Origin of the sequence: Paenibacillus tarimensis (genome assembly GCF_021532315.1) — a bacterium.
Taxonomy (GTDB): domain Bacteria; phylum Bacillota; class Bacilli; order Paenibacillales; family Paenibacillaceae; genus Paenibacillus_I; species Paenibacillus_I tarimensis.
Map to the genome: position 1 here is coordinate 100,783 of NZ_JAKGAO010000005.1, position 25,824 is coordinate 126,606.

General features: G+C 53.9%; 25 protein-coding genes. 21 read left to right on the plus strand and 4 right to left on the minus strand.

The genetic code is table 11. The features are described 5' to 3' along the window. Positions 1 to 67: 67 nt before the first annotated feature. The 4 genes from L1N82_RS04815 to L1N82_RS04830 all read left to right on the plus strand — a co-directional run bounded on the left by L1N82_RS04815 (position 68) and on the right by L1N82_RS04830 (position 7,311). Complete coding sequence (locus L1N82_RS04815) at positions 68 to 772, plus strand: YcnI family copper-binding membrane protein (protein ID WP_235286245.1); 705 nt, start codon at positions 68 to 70, stop codon at positions 770 to 772. A gap of 434 nt (positions 773 to 1,206) precedes the next feature. After that, a complete protein-coding gene (gene pheS, locus L1N82_RS04820) occupies positions 1,207 to 2,241 on the plus strand; it encodes a phenylalanine--tRNA ligase subunit alpha (protein WP_235286246.1) in 1,035 nt (344 codons plus the stop codon). A 22-nt stretch (positions 2,242 to 2,263) separates the two neighbouring features. Then, positions 2,264 to 4,705: a phenylalanine--tRNA ligase subunit beta gene (pheT, locus tag L1N82_RS04825; protein ID WP_235286247.1), complete on the plus strand. Its 2,442-nt coding sequence runs from the start codon at positions 2,264 to 2,266 to the stop codon at positions 4,703 to 4,705. 212 nt (positions 4,706 to 4,917) lie between these two features. Further along, positions 4,918 to 7,311 carry a cell division protein ZapA gene (locus tag L1N82_RS04830; RefSeq protein ID WP_235286248.1) on the plus strand — a complete coding sequence of 798 codons (2,394 nt, stop codon included), beginning with the start codon at positions 4,918 to 4,920 and terminating at the stop codon, positions 7,309 to 7,311. Between the two features lie 121 nt (positions 7,312 to 7,432). Here L1N82_RS04830 and L1N82_RS04835 read toward each other — a convergent pair whose 3' ends face one another. Beyond that, on the minus strand, positions 7,433 to 7,822 hold the full coding sequence (locus L1N82_RS04835; protein ID WP_235286249.1) for a cupredoxin domain-containing protein: 390 nt from the start codon (positions 7,820 to 7,822) through the stop codon (positions 7,433 to 7,435). Positions 7,823 to 8,008: 186 nt separating this feature from the next. Further along, complete coding sequence (locus tag L1N82_RS04840) at positions 8,009 to 8,377, minus strand: phage holin family protein (protein WP_235286250.1); 369 nt, start codon at positions 8,375 to 8,377, stop codon at positions 8,009 to 8,011. 154 nt (positions 8,378 to 8,531) lie between these two features. Here L1N82_RS04840 and L1N82_RS04845 point away from each other — a divergent pair, with 154 nt between their 5' ends. From L1N82_RS04845 to cysK, 5 genes are all read left to right on the plus strand, one after another. Next, positions 8,532 to 10,889, plus strand: a complete 2,358-nt coding sequence (locus L1N82_RS04845; RefSeq protein ID WP_235286302.1) for an endonuclease MutS2 — start codon at positions 8,532 to 8,534, stop codon at positions 10,887 to 10,889. A 40-nt stretch (positions 10,890 to 10,929) separates the two neighbouring features. Then, the gene (locus tag L1N82_RS04850; RefSeq protein WP_235286251.1) at positions 10,930 to 11,352 is read left to right on the plus strand and encodes a DUF350 domain-containing protein; all 423 of its coding nucleotides are present in this window, start codon (positions 10,930 to 10,932) and stop codon (positions 11,350 to 11,352) included. Positions 11,353 to 11,477: 125 nt separating this feature from the next. After that, complete coding sequence (locus tag L1N82_RS04855) at positions 11,478 to 12,026, plus strand: hypothetical protein (RefSeq protein ID WP_235286252.1); 549 nt, start codon at positions 11,478 to 11,480, stop codon at positions 12,024 to 12,026. Between the two features lie 85 nt (positions 12,027 to 12,111). Next, complete coding sequence (locus L1N82_RS04860) at positions 12,112 to 13,425, plus strand: MFS transporter (protein ID WP_235286253.1); 1,314 nt, start codon at positions 12,112 to 12,114, stop codon at positions 13,423 to 13,425. Positions 13,426 to 13,472: 47 nt separating this feature from the next. Further along, on the plus strand, positions 13,473 to 14,387 hold the full coding sequence (gene cysK, locus L1N82_RS04865; protein WP_235286254.1) for a cysteine synthase A: 915 nt from the start codon (positions 13,473 to 13,475) through the stop codon (positions 14,385 to 14,387). Here the strand turns inward: cysK and L1N82_RS04870 are convergent. After that, entirely contained in the window at positions 14,384 to 15,454 is a 1,071-nt protein-coding gene (locus tag L1N82_RS04870) for a CotH kinase family protein (RefSeq protein WP_235286255.1), read from the minus strand. The two genes, cysK and L1N82_RS04870, sit on opposite strands and share 4 nt — an antisense overlap. A 91-nt stretch (positions 15,455 to 15,545) precedes the next feature. After that, positions 15,546 to 15,848 carry a hypothetical protein gene (locus L1N82_RS04875; RefSeq protein ID WP_235286256.1) on the minus strand — a complete coding sequence of 101 codons (303 nt, stop codon included), beginning with the start codon at positions 15,846 to 15,848 and terminating at the stop codon, positions 15,546 to 15,548. Positions 15,849 to 16,015: 167 nt separating this feature from the next. Here L1N82_RS04875 and L1N82_RS04880 point away from each other — a divergent pair, with 167 nt between their 5' ends. The 12 genes from L1N82_RS04880 (at position 16,016) to L1N82_RS04935 (ending at position 25,781) form a co-directional block, all read left to right on the plus strand. Then, the gene (locus L1N82_RS04880) at positions 16,016 to 16,723 is read left to right on the plus strand and encodes a hypothetical protein (protein ID WP_235286257.1); all 708 of its coding nucleotides are present in this window, start codon (positions 16,016 to 16,018) and stop codon (positions 16,721 to 16,723) included. 117 nt (positions 16,724 to 16,840) lie between these two features. Then, the gene (locus L1N82_RS04885; protein WP_235286258.1) at positions 16,841 to 17,062 is read left to right on the plus strand and encodes a hypothetical protein; all 222 of its coding nucleotides are present in this window, start codon (positions 16,841 to 16,843) and stop codon (positions 17,060 to 17,062) included. A gap of 32 nt (positions 17,063 to 17,094) precedes the next feature. After that, positions 17,095 to 17,784 (plus strand): spore coat protein, encoded by a 690-nt coding sequence (locus L1N82_RS23400; protein ID WP_235286259.1) that lies wholly within the window; start codon positions 17,095 to 17,097, stop codon positions 17,782 to 17,784. 295 nt (positions 17,785 to 18,079) lie between these two features. Further along, on the plus strand, positions 18,080 to 18,571 hold the full coding sequence (locus tag L1N82_RS04895) for an Lrp/AsnC family transcriptional regulator (protein ID WP_235286260.1): 492 nt from the start codon (positions 18,080 to 18,082) through the stop codon (positions 18,569 to 18,571). 15 nt (positions 18,572 to 18,586) lie between these two features. Further along, positions 18,587 to 19,795: an aminotransferase class I/II-fold pyridoxal phosphate-dependent enzyme gene (locus tag L1N82_RS04900; protein WP_407946692.1), complete on the plus strand. Its 1,209-nt coding sequence runs from the start codon at positions 18,587 to 18,589 to the stop codon at positions 19,793 to 19,795. A gap of 100 nt (positions 19,796 to 19,895) precedes the next feature. Next, the gene (locus tag L1N82_RS04905; protein WP_235286261.1) at positions 19,896 to 20,132 is read left to right on the plus strand and encodes an aspartyl-phosphate phosphatase Spo0E family protein; all 237 of its coding nucleotides are present in this window, start codon (positions 19,896 to 19,898) and stop codon (positions 20,130 to 20,132) included. 133 nt (positions 20,133 to 20,265) lie between these two features. Continuing rightward, positions 20,266 to 20,841, plus strand: coding sequence for a cob(I)yrinic acid a,c-diamide adenosyltransferase (locus L1N82_RS04910; RefSeq protein ID WP_235286262.1), 576 nt, complete (start codon positions 20,266 to 20,268; stop codon positions 20,839 to 20,841). Beyond that, positions 20,838 to 21,791 (plus strand): RluA family pseudouridine synthase, encoded by a 954-nt coding sequence (locus L1N82_RS04915; RefSeq protein WP_235286263.1) that lies wholly within the window; start codon positions 20,838 to 20,840, stop codon positions 21,789 to 21,791. Before L1N82_RS04910 ends, L1N82_RS04915 begins: the two co-directional genes overlap by 4 nt. Positions 21,792 to 21,835: 44 nt before the next feature. After that, positions 21,836 to 22,201 (plus strand): Spx/MgsR family RNA polymerase-binding regulatory protein, encoded by a 366-nt coding sequence (locus L1N82_RS04920; RefSeq protein WP_235286264.1) that lies wholly within the window; start codon positions 21,836 to 21,838, stop codon positions 22,199 to 22,201. A 192-nt stretch (positions 22,202 to 22,393) separates the two neighbouring features. After that, complete coding sequence (locus L1N82_RS04925) at positions 22,394 to 23,143, plus strand: methylenetetrahydrofolate reductase (RefSeq protein WP_235286265.1); 750 nt, start codon at positions 22,394 to 22,396, stop codon at positions 23,141 to 23,143. A 229-nt stretch (positions 23,144 to 23,372) separates the two neighbouring features. Further along, complete coding sequence (locus L1N82_RS04930; RefSeq protein ID WP_235286266.1) at positions 23,373 to 24,851, plus strand: methyl-accepting chemotaxis protein; 1,479 nt, start codon at positions 23,373 to 23,375, stop codon at positions 24,849 to 24,851. Between the two features lie 48 nt (positions 24,852 to 24,899). After that, positions 24,900 to 25,781, plus strand: a complete 882-nt coding sequence (locus L1N82_RS04935; RefSeq protein WP_235286267.1) for a 5'-3' exonuclease — start codon at positions 24,900 to 24,902, stop codon at positions 25,779 to 25,781. The last annotated feature ends 43 nt before the right edge of the window (positions 25,782 to 25,824 follow it).

The following is a 25,824-nucleotide window of genomic DNA, read 5'->3' on the forward strand; positions in this document are numbered from 1 at the left end:
CCAGCCGCGGAAGTATACTTCTAGAATGATAGCTTCAAAGCATGGAACGAGAGAGGGCGAAAAAACGATGAAAAAATTCACATTTAGTCTAATCGCAATTGTATCAGCTGTGCTGATGCTTGCGGGTATGGCTAGTGCGCATGTTACAGTCTGGCCCAAGGAGGTCAAGCAGGGTTCCTATGAAGTGTTTACGGTCAGAGTTCCAAGTGAGGAGAAGGGAACCACGACTGTAGGCGTCCGGGTAACAATACCGGAATCGGTGAACATTACGCGTGTGGAGCCGAAAGCCGGCTGGTCCTATGAAATTGAGCGCCGTGCCGATGATACCATAGGCAGTGTGGCCTGGGCAGCGGAGGGAGACGGTCTGAAGCAGACCGAGTTCACGGAGTTCAGGCTGTCCGGCCGTGTTAATGACGATGCGGAGACGATTGTCTGGAAGGCTTACCAAACCTATTCCGACGGCAGTGTGGTGGAATGGGTCGGGGCGCCTGACGCGGATAAGCCGGCATCCGTAGTGACGGCCGTGCCGGGAACGGGCGAAAGCGACGGCCATGGACAGAGCCATGGTCAAGGCACAACAGCGGAAGAGGCTGCTGACAGTGCGCCGGCAGATCAGACGGATGGTGCAGAGGGAGAAGCAGCAGAAACCAGCTTAACCGGTTCTGAGTCATCTGGTAACAGCCAGCTGCCGCTTGTACTGTCGATTATAGCTCTGGTCCTTGCAATGGCTGCTTTCATTACAGCGCTGATTAACCGCAAGCGGAGAGCCTGAATACAGGCTGCTGCCGGCCGAAGGCTGACCAGGAGCTGCGCACTTGCGCATGCCAGACGAATTGCATATAATAGACAATAATTAATGTGAGCATATGCATAAATGCAGGGACGGAGACAAGTAAGCAGTGCTTTCCGACAGGGAGCGGATACCGGTGATTGAGAGTGTCCGCGGGAAATCAGGCTGGTGAAATTCACTCCGTAGCAGGCCTTTTGAACGGATGATCTTGGCCATCCAACTAGGAAGCGCCCGGTAAGCGGTCCGTTAACCGCAAGAGGAACATCTTTAATCCGGTATTGGACTGCTTTTGCAGCAGTTCTCGGCAATACGGGTGTTCGAATTAGGGTGGTACCACGGTCCTTTCGTCCCTTATGGGGAGGAAGGGCCTTTTTGTGTATTTAGGCACGGCAGTATACTGTTTGGAGGCGAAGAGTATGAAGGAGCGTTTGGAAGAGCTGCGGGATGAAGTCCTGCAGGTATTGGAACAGGTTAATGATCCGCAGCAGCTTAATGATGTGAGAGTTAAATACCTGGGCAAGAAGGGTGCGCTTACCGAGGTGCTTCGGGGGATGGGCTCATTGTCGGCAGAGGAGCGTCCAGTCATCGGGCAGGTTGCCAACGATGTCCGGGGTGCCATTGAGGCGGTCATTGAAGCCAAGCAGCAGCAGTTTCAGCAGCAGGAGACCGAGCGCAGACTGCAGCAGGAGACGATTGATGTCACGCTGCCGGGACGCAGGCTGCCGGCAGGCGCTGTCCATCCGCTCAGCAAGGTGCAGCAGGAGATCGAGGATGTATTCATCGGCATGGGCTACTCGATTGCGGAAGGCCCGGAGGTTGAGACGGATTACTTCAACTTTGAAGCGCTGAACCTGCCGAAGGACCATCCTGCGCGGGATATGCAGGATTCCTTCTATATAACAGATGATATCCTGATGCGCACGCATACTTCACCTGTACAGGTTAGAACGATGCAGGCGATGAACGGCAAGACACCGGTCAAGATTATCTGCCCTGGGCGAGTATACCGGCGTGATGATGACGATGCGACACATTCCTTCCAGTTTAACCAGATTGAAGGCCTAGTCATTGGCAAGAACATCCGTATGAGCGACCTGAAGGGAACACTGCTGCAATTTGTTCAAGAGCTGTTCGGCAAGCAGACTCAGATTCGTCTTCGCCCGAGCTTCTTCCCGTTCACGGAGCCAAGCGCTGAAGTGGATGTGACCTGTGTGCAATGCGGGGGACATGGCTGCCGGATGTGCAAGCAATCAGGGTGGCTTGAGATCCTCGGCTGCGGTATGGTGCACCCAAGAGTGCTTGAGATGGGCGGTTATGATCCGAACGAGGTGAGCGGTTTTGCCTTTGGGCTTGGGGTGGAACGAATTGCATTGCTGAAATACGGCATTGATGATATCCGGGCTTTCTATACGAACGATCTGCGCTTCCTGAGCCAGTTCGCGAGAATGTAACGGGGAAGGAAGGAGAATAGGCATGAATGTATCTTATCGTTGGTTAAGTGACTATATCGATTTGTCTGGAATAGAAGCAAGTGAGCTTGCCGAGCGGATTACGCGCGGCGGTATTGAGGTAGACAGTGTTGAATCGCTCGACAAGGGCGTCTCCAAGGTTGTGGTCGGATATGTGACTTCGAAGGAGAAGCACCCGGATGCGGACAAGCTGAATGTGTGCAAGGTGGATGCCGGGCTTGGCGAGGAGCTGCAGATCGTCTGTGGCGCGAAGAACGTGGATGCAGGCCAAAAGGTACCGGTAGCGCTGGTCGGCGCCCAGCTTCCCGGCGGTCTCCAGATCAAGCGTGCTAAGCTGCGGGGCGTTGAGTCCCAGGGCATGATCTGCTCCGCTAAGGAGCTTGGCCTGAACGACAAGCTGCTGCCGAAGGAGCAGCAGGAGGGTATTCTCGTACTGCCGGAATCCGTGGAGACGGGCGTGCCGATCGAAGAGGTGCTCGGAATCCGGGATGAAGTGCTGGAGCTTGATCTAACGCCTAACCGGTCGGACTGCCTCAGCATGCTTGGCGTAGCCTATGAAGTAGGGGCGCTGACGGGAAGACCGGTTAAGCTGCCGGATACGACGGTTGCATCCGCTGCCCTGAAGGCGGCCGATCATATTTCAGTTACGATTGGTTCCCCGGCCCACTGCAGCATGTACACTGCGCGGTATATTAAGGGCGTTAAGGTCGGACCGTCTCCGCAGTGGATGCAAAATCGCCTGATGGCTGCGGGCATTCGTCCGATTAACAACATTGTAGACATTACAAACTATGTGATGCTGGAGTATGGACAGCCGCTTCATGCATTCGACGCTGATAAAATTGATGGCGGGCGTATCGATGTCCGCCTTGCCAGGGAAGGCGAGACGCTGATTACCCTGGATAGCCAGGAACGCAAGCTGGAGCCGCATATGCTGCTGATTACAGACGGCGCGAAGCCGGTCGGCTTGGCTGGTGTGATGGGAGGGGCCAACTCCGAGGTTACGGAGCAGACTGTTAACATCCTGCTGGAATCCGCCAAGTTTGACGGGGCTACGATCCGCCGTACATCCCGTCAGCTGGGGCTTCGTTCGGAAGCAAGCATCCGGTTCGAGAAGGGCGTTGATGCGGCACGCGTCATACCGGCCCTAGACAGGGCTTCGGCTCTGATTGCCCGCTATGCGGACGGACTTGTGGCGGACGGAATTGTCGAGGTATCAGGAGAAATTCAGACTCATACCGATGTTGAGGTCAGCTATAGCAAGCTGAACCGTTACCTGGGTACCGAGCTTTCGACACTGGAGCTTCGCACGATCTTCGAACGACTGGGCTTTGAGAATGAATTTGACGGGAAGGACAGCTTCAAGGTTCGCGTACCGAGCCGCAGAGGCGACATAACCCGTGATGTGGATTTGATTGAAGAAGCGGCCCGTCTGTTCGGCTATGATTCCATTCCAACCACACCGATTGAAGGTCCGACGACCCCTGGCGCATTGACAAGGCCGCAGCAGATTCGCAGGGAGCTGCGCAGAAGGCTGGCTGATGCAGGACTTAATGAAGTGATAACGTACTCTTTTACACATCCGCAGCGGACGGGATTGTTCATGCATCTCAGCGGTGAAACCAAGCCTGTCCGGCTGTCCATGCCGATGAGCGAGGACCGCAGTGTGCTGCGCACCGGTCTTGTTCCGAATCTGCTGGAGATCGCAGCTTATAACCGGAACCGCAAGAATGAGGATGCGGCGATCTTCGAGATCGGCAGCGTCTTTCTGACCGATGAGGAAACGCTGACTCGTCTGCCTGAGGAGAAGCAGCGTCTTGCGGGTCTGTTGACAGGCAGCCGCACGACAGCGCTCTGGAACCGCAAGGCGGAACCGGTTGATTTCTTCGATGCCAAGGGCGTGCTTGAGATGCTGTTTGCGGTTCTCGGAATGGAAAACCGGATCAGCTACGAAGCAGCGGCGCTTGAGCAGCTTCATCCGGGACGGACTGCCGCTGTGATGCTACAGACCGAACGCGGAAGCGAGAGAATCGGATATGTCGGGCAGCTGCATCCTGAGCTCCAGCGTGCAGAGGATCTTGGGGACACCTATGTTTTTGAACTGGACCTTGAGCAGGTATATGAGCATGCCGACTCTTCCATCGCTTATCAGGCGCTTCCCAGGTACCCGGCTATTCAGCGGGATATTGCGGTCGTCTTGGACAGCGGCATAGAGGCGGGCAGCCTGCTTGCTCTTATCCGCGATACAGCCGGCGAGCTGCTGGAATCGGTTCGTGTGTTCGACGTGTATACAGGTGAGCGGCTTGGAGCCGGCAAGAAGAGCGTTGCGGTGTCGCTTGTATACCGTCACGCAGAGCGCACGTTGACGGACGAGGAAGTAACGGAGCTTCATGCAAAAGTAGTCAGTCAGCTGGAACAATCTTTTCAGGCTGAATTGAGAAAATAGGCAGGAAACGCGGGGAGCCGCATCGAAATAGTTCCGGGTGGAACACTCGATGCGGCCTTTGTGTGTCTGCGGGGAAGAATGATTGCCCTTTTAGTGGAAGTGCCGCAAGGAAAGGAAGACTCTGGGCCGGAGGAATGGAGCGCCGCCAGAGACGGCAGCAGGATTTTCTAAGCATCATGTGCGAAGTGCAAGTGGGGAGGACTATACCTGATATGGATGCTGAAAGAGCCCGGGTAACGGTTGATATATACGGACATCAATACCGTCTTACTGGTCACAATAGTATAGATTATATGAAGCGTGTAGCAGCGTTGGTAGATGAGAATATGCATAAGCTTGCCAAAGGCTACCCGCATTTGGATATGCCCCGTCTGGCTGTGCTTTCGGCCGTTCACATGGCAGATGAAACAATTCGTCTGCGCCGGGAGAATGAGCGCCTGCTGGACGAGGAAGTCAGACGCAAGAAGCTGGCTGAAGAGCTGGAGGAGTCTGTCCGGCTGATTGCTAATCTGCAGGAGGAGCTGGCTGTTGTACGGCAGGGAGCTCAAGAGGAAGCGGCTAGGGTGCAGGTTGAGGCGGAAGAACGTCTGGCGGCTGCTGAGGCTATGTGGCGGAAGGAGACGGCTGAGCGGGAGGCGGAGTGGCTGGCGGAACGCGAGTCGCTGGACGCTGCTGTGCAGACTGAGCTTGCCCGCGTGCAAGCAGAGCGTGAGGAGAAAATTCGTGAAGCGCAGGAGGAGCTTCGGCTGGAGCGTGAAAAGCGGGAAGCGGAGCTTGCCGAGCTTGAAGCCCGCAAGAACGCTGAGCTGGAGGAGCAGCGCAGCAGCCGTCTTGAAGCGGAGGAGCAGCTGCAGCAGCTGCAGCTTGACCGCGAGAAGGAGCTGGCTGAGCTGGACGCCGAGAGGCAGTCTGAGCTTGCCGCTGAGCGTGAGCGTCTGGAGGCGGCTTTTGCCGCTGAACGGGAACGGTTTGAGGCAGAACGGACCCGTATGCTGGAAGCCGCTAAGGCCGAGCTGGCAAGCCGTGAAGCAGCGTTTAAAGAGGAACGTGAACAGCTGGAGGCCAAGCTTAGAGAACAGCTGGAGGAGCTGCAGCTAGAGCTCCTGATGGAACGTGAAAGCCGGGAGCAATCTGCCGCTGAGCGGGAGGAAGCCTTCCGGAAGGATAAAGAACGAGCAGAAGCGGAGTTTCATCAGGAACGTGAGCAGCTGCGGGAGGCTTATGTACAGGACAAAGCCAAGCTGGAGGAGATTTGGCAGAGCAAGCTGAATGATCTGTCTCAAGCATATGAGCAGGAGAAGCAGCGGATAGCACAGCAGGCCGCGGATGCGGAAGAGCAGGCTATGCGTGCGTATGAACAGGAAGAGGCGCTTCGCTCAATGCTGGAGAGTGTTGAAGAGCAGCTGCGCGACCGCGATGAACGGCTAGTCCGTGTAACCCGGGAGCTGAAATCTATGGAGGAGCAGGCGAAGAGCCGGGCGGAGCAAGCTGAGGCGCTGCATAAGCAGGCTGAAACACTGCAGTCGCAGCTCGCCGAGGCTCAGCAGGCGGTCAGCCGTTTGGAGGCCGACAAGCATTCGTTAGCAGACAGATTGTCCGAGCTTCAAAAGGAGGCCCAGCAGCGCGCGGCGGATGAACAGCAGCTGAAGGAGCAGCTGTCCCTGGTCAGGAGGAAGGCTGAGGAGGCCGACCAGTGGGTAGCTTTTGCAGAGCGGGCGGAAGAGGAGCGTAAGGCCTCCGAGCACAGGCTGGGTGAGGAAATTGCCAAATGGCGGGACGCCGCGGAAAGCTACCGCAGCGAATTGGACCAAATCCGGAGCCAAATCGAAGCCGGACAAATGGAAGCTGCCGGCCTGCGCGAACAGCTGGAGCGCCTCAGCCGGGAGCGTGAGGAAGAACGTACTGAGCTGGAACGGAAGGCGGCAGAGCTTCGCGAGGAAGCCGAGCTGGCGGAGCTGCAGGCAGAGGAAGAACGCGAAGCAAGAGAGCGGCAAGCGGCGGAGCTGCGTGAACAGCTGGAGCGCCTCAGCCGGGAGCGCGAGGAAGAGCGTGCTGAGCTGGAGCGGAAGGCGGCAGAACTTCGCGAGGAGGCCGAGCTGGCGGAGCTGCAGGCAGCAGAAGAACGTGAAGCAAGAGAAGCAAAAGAGCGGCAAGCGGCGGAGCTGCGTGAACAGCTGGAGCGCCTCAGCCGGGAGCGTGAGGAAGAGCGTGCTGAGCTGGAGCGGAAGGCGGCAGAGCTTCGCGAGGAGGCTCAGCTGGCGGAGCTGCAGGCAGCACAAGAGCGTGAGGCGAGAGAACAGACAGCCGCTTCCCTCAGCGGTCAGCTGGAGCAGCTTGAGCAGGAGCGGATCAGGGAGCGGAAACGTATGGAACAGCAGTATGCAGCAAAGCTGACGGAGCTGGAGGGCACCCTCGAACGGCTGCATGAAACGCTGGAGCAGCATAGACTTGAGCGTTCCGAGGAGCGTATGGCCGCCGAAGAAGCAGCTGCAGCAATGGAGGCTGTCTATAACCGTCTGGTCCGGGAGCATGATAAGCTGAAGGATGAATACACCAAGCTGCAAAATGAATACAATGAGTGGATTGAATTAATGGAGCAGAGCTGAATAAATACCCGCATCGGCGGCATGACGTTGCCTGCCGATGCGGTTTTTTTGGCTGTTATGCGGGCAAAATAAAAAAGCCGTCCGCCACTTTGCTGGCAGACAGCTGCTGATTCATACCGTGTTATTGAACAATTAGCTTGGAGACCATCTTGACATGCCCGACGCCGCAAGGGATGCTGCAGGCGATCTGGTACTCTCCGGGTTTGTCGAAGCTTACCGTCTTTGGCTTGCCTTCGACAAGCTTGATCTGGCCAGCTATGTTAACGCCATGGACGCCTTGGACATTCTCAAGCACGATGGTAACAGGCTCTCCCTGCTTGACTACATATTCTTCTTGATCGAATTGAAAATTGCTTGCTTTGATAACAAGCTCGGATGCTGCTGTATCTGTCGTTTCTGTTATCCCGCCAGCTGTATTGATTGAACCGCTGTCGCTGCCGCTGCTGCCGCACGCTGCGAGTGTCAGCGCGAGAACGGCTGCAGCTGCGATGACGCTAAGTCTCTTGGCCATATAGGAAGCCCTCCGTTCATAGCAGTGATTTTTTCTATCATGCTCATCTATTGTAGATGATTCTGAAGGAAAAATCAGTGACAAACTATTGAACGCCTGGCTGACAATGACGTATGTAATCCTGTTGATCCATTAAAAAGTTAGCAGCCGCCTCTCATGACGGAAAGCACGGCTGCTGTTTGAGGCTCATCTGCTCCGGCTGCGTTCACGACGGCCGGCGTCGTAAGGCGAGCTGACTGGAATGAACAGGTCGATGATACCTACGGCCAGCGCAGCCAGGATGGCACCAACCATCGTAACACGCACGTCTCCGACGATAAACTGGGCTACCCATATCACAACGGCGCTTGCCAGGAAGCCGACAATCCCACGGCCAAAAGGCGTGACCCGCTTGCCGAATACTCCTTCAATGATCCAACCGAGCAGGGCAATGACAACGGCGAGGAATAAGGCACTCCAGAAGCCGCCGACAGAAAAGCCGGGCACGAGAAACCCAACGATCATTAACACCAGTGCTGCAACAATAAAACGGATAATTGTTCCAAGAAATTGCATGGCTTGAGCCCCTTCCTGTATTGGAATGATGGATACGTCCGCATCCAATAGCTTCACCCGAAACCGGCTGGAGCATGTTTGGAAGGTTTCGTCAGCTCACGTGGCGCACGCGCGCGGCTTCGGCTATAATAAGGGACGAGAGGAGTTGTCGGTTTTGGACGGCAAAATTTTAACAACGCTTGAATATTTCAAGATTATCGATAGATTAACGGCACACACTGCTACACCGCTGGGTGCTGCCGCTGCGGAGGCGCTGAGGCCAAGCTCCGATCTGGAGGATGTGAAGCGGATGCTTCAGGCAACGGATGAGTCCTACAAGGCCGACCGGCTGAAGGGCGCGGCGCCGTTCGGCGGCGTCACCGACATTACAGCGTCCCTTCAGCGGGCGCGCATTGGCGGGATGCTGAATGCGGCTGAGCTTTTGGATATCGCATTAACGGTCAGGGGAACCCGCCGCGTGAAGCGGCACATTGTTACGCTGCATGAACAGGATCCGGTGCCGCTGCTGAATAAGCTGGCTGAGCAGCTGTCCGAGCATAAGGCCTTGGAAGACGCTATTCTGGACTGCATTGATGAGCAGGCTGCTGTCATGGATAAGGCGAGTGCCGAGCTGGCGGCGATCAGGCGTGAGCTGCGCAGCGGGGAGTCGCGCGTCAGAGAGAAGCTCGAGCAGATGATCCGGTCGTCATCGGTGCAGAAGATGCTGCAGGATGCCATAATTACGATTCGGGGAGACCGGTATGTTATCCCGGTCAAGCAGGAATACCGCGGTAATTTTGGCGGTATTGTTCATGACCAGTCAGGCTCGGGGGCAACCCTGTTCATTGAGCCGGAAGCGATCGTGCAGATGAACAACCGTCTTCGCGAGCTCCGGCTCTCAGAGGAAAGGGAAATCGAGAAAATTCTCCGCCGCCTTACAGCTTTGACTGCTGAATATGAGGGCGATCTGCGGGCGGATCTGGATGTGCTTGGACAGCTGGACTTTGCGTTTGCCAAAGCAAGGCTCGCCCACGAGATGAAAGCGTCGCTGCCGAGAATGAATGACCGGGGCTTCATTAAGCTGAAGAAGGGCAGACATCCGCTGCTGGCAGCAGACGCGGTTGTCCCGCTAGATGTGGAGCTTGGCAACCAATATACGGCGATTATTGTGACCGGTCCTAATACCGGGGGTAAGACGGTATCGCTTAAGACCATCGGTCTGCTAAGCCTGATGGCCATGGCGGGCATGTTTGTCCCGGCTGAGGATGGCAGCCAGCTGTGCGTCTTTGATGCCATCTATGCGGATATAGGCGATGAACAGAGCATCGAGCAGAACCTGAGTACGTTCTCCAGCCACTTGACGAATATAATCCGTATCCTGCGGTCGATGACGCCTAAGAGTCTGGTTCTGCTGGATGAGCTGGGAGCGGGTACGGACCCGGCTGAAGGCTCGGCGCTGGCTATTGCAATTCTGGAGCATATTCATAAGCAGGGCTGCCGGTTGGTAGCCACCACACATTACAGCGAGCTTAAAGCTTATGCCTATAACCGCAAAGGCATTATTAACGCGAGCATGGAATTCGACGTGCAAACCCTGAGTCCTACATACCGGCTGCTCGTTGGCGTACCGGGACGCAGTAACGCATTCGCGATCGCCGAGCGTCTAGGACTTTCACGGGACATCATCGAACACGCACGCGGAGAAGTAAGCGAAGAAGACATGCGCGTAGAGAACATGATCGCTTCTCTCGAGGAGGACCGTCTGGGTGCCGAATCCGAGCGTCAGTCAGCCGAGCGGCACCGGGAAGAGATGGAAAAACTAAAGGCTCGGCATGCGGCAGAGCTCAAGAAGTTTGAAGACCAGCGTGACCGGATGATGGCCAAGGCGGAAGAACAGGCCCATGAGGCTGTGGCCAAAGCCAGACGTGAGGCGGAGCAGATTATTGCGGACCTCCGCAAGCTCGCTCTGGAGGAAGGTGCTTCAGTTAAGGAGCATAAGCTGATTGAAGCCAAACGCAGGCTTGATGAGGCAGCGCCGAAGACAGACAAGCCGAAGAAGCCTTCCGCCGCCAAGACAGACAAGCCGCAGAAGATTGAGCCTGGCGATGAAGTCCGGGTATACAGCCTGGGGCAAAAGGGCCACATCGTGGATGTAGGCGCGTCTGAAGCTACTGTACAGTTAGGTATTCTGAAAATGAAGGTTAGCTTTGACGATCTGGAGCTTGTCAAGGCAGCCGTAAAGGAGCAGCCCAAGCAGGCGGCGAGCCTGAAGCGCTCCCGGGATGACAGCGTCCGGACGGAGCTGGATTTGCGCGGCTCGAATCTAGAGGAGGCCCTGCTGGAGGTGGACCGGTTTCTGGATGATGCCTTTCTGTCAAATATGGGCCAGGTCTACATTATTCACGGCAAAGGGACGGGAGTCCTGCGCTCCGGAATTCAGGATTATCTTCGCCGCCACAGGCTGATCAAGGGATTCAGGCTCGGTAACTATGGTGAAGGCGGCGATGGTGTTACCGTCGTTGAACTGAGCTAAGAGAGCCTGCAGGCAGAGGCTTGCGAGAGGGGAGATAGGAATGGTTCACGCCGTAGATTCACTGCTCGATAACCCATATTTTGAGACGCTCGCTTACTTATCGGTTGCTGTGCTTGCTCTGATTGTTTTTTTGTACATCTTTGAGGTTGTCACCCGGTATAACTGCTGGGAAGAGATCCGCAAGGGCAATCTGGCAGTAGCCATGGCAACCGGCGGTAAAATATTCGGGATATGCAATATCTTCCGTTTCTCAATAGAAGCGGGCGATTCCGTATACGAGAGCATGATCTGGGCCGCATTTGGCTTTGTTCTGCTGCTTGCAGCTTATTTTCTGTTTGAATTTATGACCCCCGTTTTCCGGATTGATGAGGAAATCGAGAAGGACAATAAAGCGGTAGGCTTTATTGCCATGATTTTATCGGTATCGCTTTCCTATGTGATCGGGGCTGCCGTCATTTTTTAACCTTCATAAAAGGAGTAACAAGGCATTGAAGTATTTATGGGGAACGCTGTTTGTACTGGCACTTCTGTTTGTAATAATCGGAGTTGTCTATTGGGTTGGAATGGAAGAGGAAGGGGAGAACGCAAATGGAAGAACCGGTCATTTGTCCGTGGTGTCACACGGAAATCGTCTGGGATGAGGAGCTCGGTCCTGAGGAGCACTGCCCGCACTGTGAGAATGAATTAAATGCGTACCGCACGATCAGCCTGGAGCTGGACGGGGAAGAAGAGAACGAAGATTCCCCGCAGTCGCAGGTTAAGGAACGGAAAGCGCGATATGGCAGGGATGAGGAGCAGGAAGATACGCTGGATGAGTTTCCATACGGCGGATACCGGGAGATTAGTCCTGCGCAGATGATGCTTCAGGGAAAAGTGGAAGCCATCCTTGACGGACAGGATGAAGTGCCGGAATGCCCTTCCTGCCGGGAATACATGCTTGAGGCTGGTGTACAGGCGATTGGGCCTGAAGGCTTCACGGCCAAGGTTGATAAGCAGAGCGGCGAGCCCCTGCTGGACGCCTCCTTCGGGGTCATCTGGTATGTATGCCCTTCGTGCTTCCAGACGTCCAGCCGCCTTGCTGGGGCGGACAGGGAGAAGCTGCTTCGGCGCATAGCGGCTAGAGAGGCAACGGAATAAACGGCTCTGCCAGTTACTGGGCAGCATGCCTCCCTTCCTGCCGGGGTATCTTACCTGAGGTATACACGGAACGGGAGGCATGCATATGGAGCAGGGAAAACATACGGTACGTTCCCGTCTTGCTGCTGCGGCTTACCGCTTGCCGAGAACAGGCGGAGGAGCCGGCTCGCAGGAGGGAAACCCGGAAGCGGCCGGGAGGCTGGATAAGCAGGCTGTTCTTCTATTAATTGTACAGAGCCTGCATGGCATAGCAACAGCGCTTTCAGGTACTTTTGTACCCGTATATCTGTGGAAGGCAAGCCAATCCTTCAGCGCAATCGGATGGTTTACCCTCAGCCAGCATCTGATTTCAGGCCTGACCTTTTGGCTGGTGGGCAAATGGGTGAAAGAATATAACAAGATGAACAGTCTAAGGGCGGGAGTAGTGCTATCCGGCCTTTTCTATTCCAGCGTCCTGCTGCTCGGCAAGCAGGCTGCGCAGTATGTCGTGCTGCTTGGCATGCTGAATGGAGTCGCACTTGGATTTTTCTGGATGGCTTATAATGTCGTTTATTTCGAGATCACCGAGCCGGATAACCGGGACCGGTTCAACGGATGGGCAGGCCTGCTTGGCTCGGGAGCCGGGATCGTGGCCCCGTGGCTGTCCGGTCTTGTGATCGGTCTGATGAGCGGAGACCGGGGTTACCGGATTATTTTTACGGTATCGCTGGTCATATTCGGTATTGCTACGCTGCTCAGCTTCTTCCTGGCCAGACGGGAATCAGTAGGCAAGTACGAATGGCTGTACGGGTTCCGTGAGCTCGGCAGGGAGAGGAGTCTGTGGCGCAGTGTTACACCTGCTCTGTTCATGCAGGGGATGCGCGAAGGGGTGTTTATGTTCCTGCTCGGTCTGCTGGTATTCCTGTCAACCGGAAGGGAGCAGAGTCTGGGGAACTTCACATTCTGGACCTCACTTGTGGGGCTAATGAGCTTCCTGCTGATCGGCAGACGTCTGAACCCCCGCAACCGGAGCAAGGCCATGTTTGTTGGTACAGCCATTCTTGCAGCTTCCACGACATTGCTGCTGGCAGGGACAGAATTCTATACGCTCCTGACGCTCGGTGTGGCGATAGCGGTATTTATGCCGCTCTATGTCATTCCAATGACATCGGCTGTATTTGATATGATCGGATCAACGAAGGAAAGTGCGGTACACCGTGAGGAACTGATTGTGCTGCGGGAGGCCGCGTTGATTACGGGACGGAGCGTGGGGCTTATCATCTTCCTCGCTGTTGTTGCAGCAACCGATTCCAAGACAGCGTTAACCTGGCTGCTTATAGCTATTGGCGCTGCGCCGCTGCCCGCCTGGCTGTTCATGCGCAAGCTGCTTACCCGTTCTGCCGGCAGACGGCCGGTTTGAAGACGAGCACAGGCATTGGTGTAACGCCGGGGAAGGAGAATCTTAACATGGTACGTGTAGTGAACAATATTGCAGAACTAATTGGAAATACTCCTGCGGTGAGGCTGCATTCGACGGCCCCGGATTCAGGCGAGGTGCTGGTAAAGCTCGAGCGCTTCAATCCAAGCGGTAGCGTTAAGGACCGGGCGGCTTTCTCGCTGATCCGGGCAGCGGAGGAGAGCGGCCTTCTGCAGCCCGGGGGCACGATTATTGAGCCGACAAGCGGCAACACGGGTATCGGTCTGGCAATGAATGCGGCAGTACGGGGCTACCGGTTAATTCTTGTGATGCCGGATAATATGACAATTGAACGGATCCGGCTCGTCCGCGCTTATGGAGCGGAGGTTGTGCTGACGCCCGCCGCAGAGCGGATGCCGGGTGCCATCCGTAAAGCGCTGGAGCTGCAGGCAGAAATTCCCGGAAGCATCATACCGAATCAATTCGAGAATGAAGCCAACCCAGCCATTCACCGCACGACCACGGCAGAAGAGATTATTCGGCAGACGGGAGGCAGGCTGGACGCCTTTGTTGCTACGGCTGGTACGGGGGGGACGATCACCGGAACCGGCGAGGCTCTGAAGGAACGCCTGCCGGAACTATTTATTGCTGTTGTCGAACCGGAAGGCTCACCCGTTCTGTCCGGGGGCTGCCCGGGCCCGCATAAGCTCGTTGGTACGAGTCCGGGATTTGTACCCGCTATCCTCAATACCGGCATCTACGATGAGATCATCCGGGTAACGGATGAAGCTGCGCTGGATACGATGAAAATGCTGGCCAGGCAGGAAGGTCTGCTGCTGGGTCCGTCGTCAGGAGCATCTGTTTGGGCCGCTATGCGGGTAGCTGAGAGGCTTGGCACAGGCAAGCGAGTTCTCTGCATCGCCCCAGATACCGGTGAACGTTACTTGAGCATGAATATTTTCTAGAGCCAGCGCTTCAGCTCATATAGGATAATACGCCGCCTTTCCCGGATGTACTGACGGATGAAGGACGGCTCTTTTTCAAATTCGTGATAACTGAAGGGTCTCGTACGATCCAGGCGAACAGATGGACGGATAGTCCGGTACATGCGTTCTATAACAGAGCTTATGGCGACAGTGTTGAAAGGATGCCGCAGCAGTCTCCGCAGCAGCTTGCGGTATGCGGCTCTGTAAGCCGGAATGGAGAGCACCTTCCTTGTCAGCTTGTTGTAGCCCCTAATGCTGACCAGACCGCTGCCGCAGGGCTTGCCAAAGCAATTGCGCCCCCAAGTCCCCTCGTAATCCCATGGCACTATCCGGTATTTGCCGGAGCGTGCTTCCTCGTATAGAGCATAATTCTGCTCGAAGCCGTCGTAGTTTCCAGTGAGAACCGCACCGGCCAGCCAAGTTAAATAATTCCCGATATCCAGTTTCTTCCGGAGCATATTGTGCAGCGTAGGTCCTTGAAGACGATTGATCGAGCGGATAAAATGATCTAATCTGCGAACTGCCGCAGGTCCGCCTGCCACAAGCTCGTAACCGGGAAGGTGAGAACGAGCGCGGCCGCGGCTTGCCCGATAGGAAAAATCAGCTTGGTCAGTGACCGCATACAATATGGCACGGCACGGTATGTGGCGCGAGGCGAAGAAAGTAGGTGAGACAGCTTCGATCTCAAGATAAACGCCAAGCGGCTGGCCATTGACGGCTAGCTGGCAGTGGCGCGTTTTGGGAGCAGGCACGCCAATCTGGTTAAAGAAGTGGAAGGAGAGGGCGTTACGGATCATGGAAGGATCTTCGTATTCCGCATTCCAATGGAAGGTATGGCCGTCCTTTATCCGCAGCTCATAGGATTTCTTGGGACAGCTCCTGGTATGCCCGCCCCGGATCATCAGGGAGGCGTGGTAGCTACGTCTTCCGCTCGTAATGATGACTGGTATCCGGATGGATTCCGAAGCGCTCCGGTGGATAAGCGCCCACTGAGACGGCGGGGCGGTAATGTGCCGGATGGGAAGCGGTAAACGGGTGGAAGTCATGAGGTCCCCTCCTGGGTTGGTCGAAATGTTTACATACAAAAGCCTATCGTCACCTGACGATAGGCTTATTTTAATAAACAGCATATTCTGGTTACTGCTCGCTTGTTCCGCTCTCATCGGTAATATACCAGTGCGAAGGCCAGTTGGAATTCTGATAGGGCCATGCCCCGCTCTGCCCGGCAGAACGTCCAGACGAGGGGCTGCCGGTGCCGGCAGGCATTTGCTGCACAGGGACGCCCCAGATGCTGTCAGCCGGCTGGTCAGCTCCTATAGAGGAGCTTGGAGCCTGTCCCTTGCTTGCTGAGCCCCTGCTCCTCTTAAGAACCGGTGGTCTAACCTTTTTCTTAACGGTACGTTTGCCAGCTGTTTTTTTTGGTTTTCTCTTCATAACCATTACAATGAGCCCTCCTTCCTTGTCCTCTATAAACTATGAACGGGCTGCGGGCGGGTAAACGGGCTGTTCGCATATTTTTTGAGAAACAGGCAGCTTCCCGGACCGATCAAGCTTGACCCTCATATCGTTGTAGTAGAAAAGGCGGAACGGAGGAGGGCTCGCAGGATATGGTTATCACCTGGAAGGGATGGCTTCAGTGTCAGATTGAAGTGCAGCTGGCAGGTACGGAAAGGACGCTTCGGGGAACACTGGCTGAGCTGGGCACTGATTTGGCGGTTGTGCAAAGCAGCGGAAAGCCTTATTATATTCCTCTTCATCAGATCTGCAGAATGCGGCTTAAGGAGCAGGCTGCGGATTACTGCTCTCCGGTTGAGGATACGGGTGCTGGGCCTCTGTTTCCGGATCTGCTCGGCAAAGCCCGGTCTGAAGCAAATGCGGTGTCGTACCGGAAAATGCTGCTTCATGCAAAAGGAATGTTCACAGAAGCTGTGCTGGACGGATCTGAGGAGATTTTGTGCGGCTATATGTCAAGCATCATGAATGACTACTTGGTCTTTTATTCACCGGTATGGCACACCGTTATGGTCCGGCTTGACCGGATCTGCTATATCTCTCCCTTTAGCGAGGGAGCGGCACCATTTGATCTGCCGCCGGAACAGCTGCCGCTTCGGCCATCCCCCTTGACACTTGCCCGTACTTTTGAGCAGCAGCTGCACAAGATGACGGGACGGCTGGTAGCCTTCAATCTGGATACAGGGCGGGGAGCAACGGGCATGCTTATTCGTGCTGAGGAAAAGATGATTTGCCTTTGCACGGTTACGGGACGGATGGAGTGGCTGCATGCCAGCAGTGTGAGCAGTGTGCACATGCCATAAACCAACGGCCGAACAGGCAATGGAGTTACTGCGTCTAAAGGGCGCATACATATTCCGGAAGCAGGCGGGAATCCTACTGGTGCAGGGTTATTTTGGATGCGGAAGGGGGAAGGAAGCATGATGCAGATGACGGTTAAAGAACTGGAGTATATCGCAGATTCGTTGTCGAATGAGGATTTGCTTATCAAGCAGTGTGCAGTTGCGGCAGCGGCAGCGGGTAACCCTGCGATCCGCCAGATCTGCTCGCAGATGATTGAGGTACACAGACAGCACTATGCATCGCTTCTGGGCATGCTGGAGCAGCATCAACAGACGGCGCCTGGCCATCACGCAGGATAAGACAAGCTCTGAATAACGGAAGGAAGATGAACGTGGAACATACAAGATCCCAGAACAATTTGCAGCAGTACCAGCAGAATATGATGCGCCAGCTTCATAACCAGACATTAGAGAATCCCGGGCAGGGCAGGCAGCAATCAGGAGATAACCAGCCGATACCTTATGCCTCGTCGGTCGTTCAGCATTATAATCAGGCGGATAGCGGTCGCGGCCAGCAACAGGGCATGCAGCATAATACGGGCCAGCATGCTGCGCAGCAAGGCATGCAGCATAACAGCAGCCAGCATTACACCAGCCATGTTCATCCAGCGGAAGGCCAGCATCGCCAGGCCTTGATGTCGGATGAGGACATGGCTGGAACGATTCTTGCAGATTTGAAGAGGGTATCCCGTGAATACGCGACAGCTGTCACGGAGGCCGCTTGCCCGGACATCAGAAGAGGATTTAATGACCTGTTGGCAAGCACGCTTCAGCTGCAGGGTAAGCTGTACGAATTGATGCGTGATCAGCATATGTACAGCACGCCTTCACCAGCGGTCAGACATGAAATTGCAAACAAGCTGCAGAATCATCGTAATAACGCGGGCCAAACGGAGCACTATCTCCGCCAGCTTGGGCTTCTGGGCGGTGTTTCGCACGCCATTCAGCCATTTGCGGTCACGGAAGCAAATGACGGACGGCGCCCGGGCGCAGAGGGAAGCTATCAGCCCGTTTACATGTAAGCAAGGAACGGCCGGCCGGCTGCTTCTCCAGAGAATGCGCCCGGCCGGTTTTACTCACATATAGCCTATAGTCATGGATTCTCTCCTCCTAAGAACTTGATGAAGGCAGAAGCGAAAAAGTTCGACATAATACGACCGGAATCATCTTTTATACCGTCTATAGTCTTTATTTACAAAATGCTTAAGCAGGCCGTTCGAAGCAACTTTCCCGGAGGGTTTTTTTATTTTGCAGAAAACGTGCTATCGTTGTAATATAGGAATAACAATTGCAGACGGTAGCAGGAGGGTGCAGAAAGTGGATGAATTGAAACGTAAGGTTCTTGAGCTGTTGAAGGAAGACGCCAGAAGAGATACGGCTCTAATCGCCACAATGCTGGGCGTGCCGGAGGATCAGGTAGCGAAGGCAGTTAAGGAAATGGAAGACGACCACGTCATCGTCAAGTATACTGCGGTTGTGAACGGCAGCAAGGTGGACAATGACAAGGTAACGGCATTGATTGAAGTTCAGATTACACCGGAACGCGGCCGCGGATTCGACTACCTTGCTGAACGCATCTACTTGTACCCGGAAGTGAAATCCGTTTATCTGATGTCGGGCGCCTATGATCTGCTCATCGAGGTAGAGGGAAAAAACCTGAAGGAAGTGGCTTCCTTCGTGTCGAACAAATTGTCTCCGCTGGAATCGATATTATCAACCAAGACTTTCTTCATTCTCAAAAAATACAAACAGGACGGCATAATTTTCGAAGAGACCGAAGGCGACCATCGTCTGGTCATATCGCCGTAAAGGGTGGTTCCCATGATGAACGAGACAGTACAGCAGCCCCTGCAGCAGCGGGGCTCCATGTCCGATTATTTAAATAAAGAGGCGCGTGCGATTAAGCCCTCGGGAATCCGTAAATTTTTTGACCTTGTCAGCGGACGCAAGGACATCATTACCCTCGGGGTTGGCGAGCCGGATTTTATTACTCCGTGGCATGTGCGTGAAGCCTGCGTATACTCGCTTGAGAGAGGCAAGACTCAATACACATCCAATGCCGGTATGCCCGAGCTTCGGGAAGCAATCGGCCAATATTTGAATGACCGTTTTGCGGTGACCTATGATCCGGCGAAGGAGATTCTCGTTACGGTTGGAGGCAGTGAGGCGATTGATCTTGCGCTGCGGGCGCTCGTGGCGCCAGGCGATGAAATACTTATTCCCGAGCCTTGTTACATTTCGTATTCGCCGATAACGGCGCTTGGCGGCGGCGTGCCGGTTGGAGTGGAAACCTTCGCCAAGGATAACTTTAAGCTGCGTGCTGACCAGCTGGAAGCGGCGATTACTCCGCGTTCGAAGGTTCTGATCTTGTGCTACCCAAGCAATCCGACCGGCGGAACAATGACACGCGAGGATTGGCTGCCGATCGCTGAGCTGGTAGAGAAGCATGATCTGATTGTTATCTCCGATGAAATCTATGCAGAGCTTACTTATGATGCCAACCATGTCAGCTTTTCCTCGCTGCCGGGTATGAAGGACCGCACCATACTGGTCAGCGGATTCTCAAAGGCGTTTGCGATGACAGGCTGGCGGATGGGATACGCATGCGGTCATCCGGATTTGATCGGTGCGATGCTGAAGATTCATCAGTACACGGTTATGTGTGCCCCTGTTATGGGCCAGGTTGCTGCACTTGAAGCGCTCACTAACGGGCTGGAAGAGAAGGACAGGATGGTGGAATCCTATAATCAGCGGCGGCGGCTCATCGTTAAAGGCTTCCGCGAGATTGGGCTGGAGTGCCATGAACCGCAAGGTGCCTTCTATGCGTTTCCTTCCGTGCAATCCACGGGTCTGGATTCGGAGACATTCGCAGAGCGGCTGCTGTTGGAAGCGAAGGTTGCTGCTGTTCCCGGCAATGTATTCGGGCTAGGGGGAGAAGGACATTTGCGCTGCTCCTATGCGACTTCCGTTGCTCAGCTGACAGAAGCACTAGAGAAAATCGGGGACTTTGTCGAAAAAGTCAAGAAATCTTGAAAATATTAATAGGCAATTCGGTCTCTAACCTGATATAATTTAACAAGTTATGAAGAAACATGATGTCGTTTGCGCAGCAGGAGCCAGGGAGGGAGAGACAATGCCACATACCGGGAAGAACCAGCCTTCGACAGGCCGGAACGGACGGACAGCCAGAACGTTGTCTTCACCCATTCATTCACTGGAGGATGAAATCTACGTGCTGCGAAGAAAGATGGAGATGACTTATCTGGAGGAGGCTTCCTTCAGCTCAGATAGGGTCATTGAGCTCAGCCGGAAACTGGATATTAAGATTAATGAATATATGCGGTACAAACAGCTGTGCTCAAGCGGTTAAACAGCTGAGCCGTCATTGGAAGCTCCCGCCGGGAGCTTCTTTTGTATGGGCAGGAGAATGAAGCGGGACGGTTATGCTATAGTGGTACGTATAGGCATCAGAAGCATACATACTGAGAGGAGAGGTAATACCTATGAAATTATATACACGGACAGGTGATAAGGGACAAACCTCGATCAAAGGGGGACGGGTCAGCAAGGATGACGTCCGGATTGAAGCGTACGGCACGATTGATGAGCTGAACGCTTTTGTTGGACAGACGGCGGCGGTATTGGGACGTTCCGGCAAGCTTGATGACCTGGCTTCCGAACTTGTGCAGATTCAGCAGGAGCTGTTTGATTGTGGTTCAGATTTAGCTTTTGCCAAGGAGCCTTCTGTTTATAAGGTTGGGCCGGAGCCGGTTGCCAGGCTGGAAGAGCGGATTGATGTTCTGATTACGGAGGCGCCGGAGATTACGAGGTTCATTCTGCCCGGGGGGTCAGAAGAGGCATCGCTGCTGCATGTTTGCCGTACCGTGTGCCGGCGGGCTGAACGAAGGGTGGTTACCCTTGCCGCAGAGCACGAAATTAATGGTGAGGCAGCTAAATATATTAACCGTCTGTCGGATTACTTCTTTGCAGCAGCCCGTGCTGCCAATGCCCGTTTAGACGTACCGGATGTCGAGTATGTCCGCAGTGCGGAAGTATTTCGCAAGCCGAGATCAAAATGACGGATAAGTATTACAGTCCGATAACCTGGACGGTAGGTCCCGAGGATTCAGGCAAGCAGGTGCGGACCGTGCTGGAGCGCAGGCTTGGCGTATCCCGCAAGCTGTTGTCCCGCCTGAAGCTTACGGAGGAAGGGCTTACGCTGAACGGCATTCGGGTATACACCACCGCAGTAGTGAAGGAAGGAGATGTGCTGGCGCTGCGAATGGAGCGTGAGCAGTCAGACGACATTTTACCGCAGGAAATGCCGCTTGATATCGTCTATGAGGATGAATACATTCTGCTGGTCAACAAGGAGGCAGGTATAATTGTTCATCCTACGCACGGCCATTATACAGGCACGCTGGCTAACGGTATAGTTCATTATTGGCAGCAGAAGGGGGAGACGGTCCGGTTCCGACCGATTCACCGGCTTGATCAAGAGACATCAGGACTGGTGGCGATCGCCAAGAACCCCTATATCCACCAGCAGCTGTCTGAGCAAATGCAGCGGGGGGAGATCGGCAAGTCGTACATTGCCTATGTGCTTGGCAAGCCCGAGCCTCCAACCGCAACTATTGATGCGCCAATTGACCGGGATCCGGATGACCCGCATTACCGTATCGTTACACCGTCAGGCTACCCGTCGGTCACTCATTATCAGACGCTTGCTGTGTATAGAAATCAGCAAGCCTCAAAAGTTGCGCTGCAGCTTGAAACCGGCCGCACCCATCAGATACGCGTCCATATGCAGCATATCGGCTGCGCTCTGCTTGGTGATAAGATGTATCACCCGGCAGATGAATGTCATGCTGAGCTAAGAGTAAGGGCAGAGCAGCTGATCTCGCGACATGCTCTCCATGCGGCAGAGCTGTCCTTCAAGCATCCGATGACAGGGCAGGAGATGGTCTTCCGGGCCCGGCTGCCTGAGGATCTTGAGCGCCTTGAGTTGGAGCTTGGCAAGCTGGAATAACCGTACCGTAAACAATAAATTTTGAAGGGAAGTCATCAGAGAATATGAGTAAACAGCTTAAAGTCTACTATTATCCCAAATGCGGCACCTGCCGCAATGCGTTGAAATGGCTGGAGGCCAGAGGTTATGAGCTGGAGCTGCAGAATCTGTTCGAGCAGGCGCCAACCGAAGGTGAAATTATGGAATGGATTGAGCTGAGCGGGCTGGATGTGAAGAAGTTCTTCAACACATCCGGTGAGGTTTACAAGGAACAGCAGCTCAAGGACAAGCTTCCGGGTATGACGCTGGAAGAGAAGGTTTCCGCTCTGGCAGCCAACGGAAGACTGGTTAAGCGCCCGGTTGTGACAGACGGCAGCCGGTTAACGGTTGGCTTCAAGGAAGCGGAGTTTGAGCAGCTGTGGGCGGAATAGTTTCTGCCCAGCTCTATTGGCCAGCTTGGGAGCTGCACACCGGACAGCTCATCGGGCAGCCTTTATACGGTCAATATTTCCGGGGAAATGATGATTGAAGCTAGTGCTGCAAGAAAACAGTACTATTTATGACTGTTCGCCGGCTTGGTTTCGGGGGGATAATAGATAGGGGGAACAGGTGGTTGGACTTTTATGCGTATATCGATTGAATTGATTCCCAGGGATCTGCCCAGACTCAGGCAGGAGCTGGATATGGTAGCTGCAAATTACCAACAGATCAATATGGTTAACATTCCGGACTTGATGCGCCTGCCAATCAGAAGCTGGGAGGGAGCGCTGGAAGCGGTTGGAAGTATGCCGAATGCAGTCCCCCACATAAGGGCAATTGATTTTGATCTGCGGCAGCCGTTCGCATTGGGTGAGGAATTGATTCGCAAGGGTATTCGTGAGGTATTGGTTGTTGCCGGAGATCCGCCTGCTGATATGAAGCGTAAGGTCTTTCCTACGACGTCTACAGAACTGATCCGCAAGCTGAGGCAGGAATACCCGGATATAAAGGTCTATGCGGCAATTGACCCGTATCGGGCTGGCCTTCGTGAAGAGCTCGAGTATGCACAGCGCAAGCTTGAAGCAGGGGCGGCGGGCTTTTTTACCCAGCCGTTCTTCGATCTGCGTCATATGGAGATATTTGCGGAGCAGCTGGAAGGTATTGAGCTCTACTGGGGTGTTTCGCCCGTCATGACTGACGGCTCACAAGGCTATTGGGAAACGAAGAATAGAGCGGTGTTTCCCAAGGATTTCAGGCCAACCTTAGAATGGAATGTTGAATTCGCCCGCCGGGCACTGCAATTTGCGAAGGAGTCGGGCGGCCATTTTTATTTTATGCCGATTAGAGTTGATCTGGAGACTTATCTGGATGGAGTTTTTGATGGAATGGAATAACATGGCGGGTCCGGCTGGGACCCGTTTTTTTATGTAAATAATCCCTAAGACCGAGATTTATCGAGTCGCTAGACCTAAAGATTCACCAAATAAACCAGAAGATTATTGACGATTTATGTCGTAACTTTATATAATTTAATTGCTTACTGTATTGGTATTATTATACATGCACCTACTGTCTCCATCAGGAATTGTCATTCGGAGCTGTACGGCATAGTGGGGGGACAGAATGGATAAGCTGGCTGTATTTAATGAACGTAATAGACTGCTTGTGAAATTATCGTGGTTGTCGGTTGTGCTTGGAGTTGCCGCTTCGATATTAGCGAAGAGCAATACGGAGACGGTTCTTGTTGTGGCTGGTGTGGGAGGAAGTATATCGGCTGTCTTTACACTGCTTACCTATAAACAATGGCTCGTTCCGTACATTCAATACATTGCTGCGGTGCTGTTAAGTATTCTCGTATATTCCTTCGCGGCTACTACGCCCAATGTCAACTCGCTGGTTCTTCTCTTTTATGCTTTTGCGATCATTACACTCTACCATAATTACATTTCCATTTTAATAAACGGATTCATTGGACTTATACTTATCAATATATTCTATCAGATTTACCGGACTGAAATATTCGGACAGCTTGGGATCGCAGGCTTTATCTCGCTTAATGTCGTCTTTAGCTTGGTTATGCTGATTACGGCTCTGCAGGCTAGAATCGGCGCCAAGCTTCAGCAGGAGACGGAGAAGAAATCGGCCGAAGCGCTTGCTTCCCGGCAGCATATTCAGGATATGCTGAAGGAGATCAAGCAGACTGTGGGTACCTTGTCATCGGTTCACAATTCTCTTGACAGCCATCTGACTGAATCCGGAGAGGTTACAGCAGAGCTTGCGGCAACGTTCCAGGAAGTATCGGCTGGTGTGGCTTCCCAGGCCTCCAGCGTCAATGGCATCAGGGACTCTATTCAGGGGATCGACGCAAAAGTAACAACTGCTAGTGACAGCTCCCGCATCTTGATTGAAATCTCGCATAAGACAACGGATTTGACCCGGACTGGCAATGAGGAGCTCGGATCGCTAAATGAACGGATGCGCCAGGTATCAGGTACAGTAGACCAGGTTTCTGTGCTGATGAAGGAGCTGCAGGAGCAAAGCCGCAGCATAGCAGAGCTGCTGCTGCAGATCGAGGAAATATCCAATCAGACGAATTTACTCGCGCTCAATGCATCCATTGAAGCAGCACGGGCGGGCGAGCATGGCCGGGGATTCGCCATTGTAGCCGGTGAGGTGAAGAAGCTGGCGGAGTCGACCGGCAGCGCCGCAGAAAAGGTGGAAGCGATGATACGGTCCATGCTGGATAAGACAGCACATGTGGCGGATTTTGTTGAGGAAAGCCGCGTTGAGATGAAGCAGAGCCTTGCAACCACGGAAAAGACCAATCAGGTATTTCATGAGATCCATCAGAACACGGTAAGTGTCCAAGAGCAAACGGATGGCTTGACGCAGCTTCTTGGCGCTCTTAAGAATGATTCGAACATCATTGTGAATGAAGCCGTCTCAATTGCCAATGTCACCGATCAATCCAGCGCTTCGGTCGAGCAGGTACTAGCATCTGTTGAGCAGCAGAACGGGCGTATGAGCACAGTTATGGATGATTTCCGGAAGCTGACGGATATTATTGAACAGCTGGAGAATCTGACCAAGCGGGCTATCTGATCCGAATCTATGATATAATGGCTGAAAAAACATTGGAGCGATAGATAGATGGAACAGGCACAAGAGCGTCAGCCGCGGGCGCTGTTAGTTGATGGAATGGCGCTGTTATTTCGTGGATTCTTCGCCAACTCGTACGGTGGTTACATCCGCAAGACCAACGCGGGGCTGCCTACGAATGCGGTTTATGGATTTGTGAAATACTTGCTGGATGCCTGTAAGGCATTTCAGCCTACCCACGTTGTGTGCTGCTGGGATATGGGCAGTACGACTTTCCGGACGGGGCAGTATGCCGGTTATAAAGCCAATCGTCCTGAAGCGCCGAATGAGCTGATTCCGCAGTTTGAACTGGTCAAGGACGTTGTGGAGAGCTTTGGCATACCGAATGTAGGTGTGGCCGGATTTGAGGCAGATGACTGTCTCGGTACTTTGGCCAAGGTGTACCGAGAGCATGCTGAGGTATTCATTCTTACAGGTGATCATGATATGCTGCAGCTGGTCGATGACCGAATAACCGTTGTGATCATGAAGAAGGGGCAGGGGAATTACGCGGTCTATACACCGCAGTTCCTTCTAGAAGAACGGCAGCTCAGCCCAGCTCAGATTGTTGATCTCAAGGGGCTCATGGGGGACACCAGTGATAATTACCCCGGGGTTCGCGGCATCGGTGAGAAGACAGCCTTAAAGCTGGTGCTAGAATATGGATCAATTGATGGAATTTTAGCCAACCTTGAAAATCTGTCGAAGTCGGTTCGTGCGAAGATTGAAGCAGATCTTGAAATGCTTCATATGTCCCGGGACCTGGCAACAATACGCTGCGATGTTCCTGTGGAGCTGGAGTGGGAACGCTGTTTATGGGTAATGGACAGGGCAAGCGTGGCAAACAAGTTTGAAGAACTGGAATTTGGCAGTCTGATGAAGCTGATCGGTTAAGCGATCAAGCCCTTATGCATGTGAAGACCCGGCTGGCAGCGTG